Annotated in this window: 1 pseudogene; it reads left to right on the top strand. The window is 70.2% G+C overall.

The features are described 5' to 3' along the window. Window positions 1-8 precede the first annotated feature (8 nt). Window positions 9-272, top strand: a pseudogene (locus ACLIYP_RS30930) (helix-turn-helix domain-containing protein); the annotation flags it as partial.

Genomic DNA, 272 nt, shown 5'->3' with positions numbered 1-272 from the left:
GAGCTCTCGTGCTTGTCTACCCGTCCGCCATCGATCTGTCCAGCCGCGCCCTGCAGCACCTCTCCGGCCTTCTCGCAGTTCACCGACGCCGCATCGGCTCCCGATGGCGTCGCCTCACCTGCAGCCGACAGGCCCTGCTCGTCCTGCCCACCTGCGCTGCGGTGACACCTACGCCCGCCTCGCCGCGGGTTTCCGCATCGGGATCGCCACGGCCTACCGCTACATACGCGAGGCCGTCGACCTCCTGGCTGCTCTCGCGCCCACGCTGGAGC

It is taken from the genome of Streptomyces nanhaiensis (genome assembly GCF_046614825.1).
Lineage (GTDB): Bacteria > Actinomycetota > Actinomycetes > Streptomycetales > Streptomycetaceae > Streptomyces > Streptomyces radiopugnans.
This window is presented reverse-complemented; position numbering and strand designations above follow the sequence as displayed.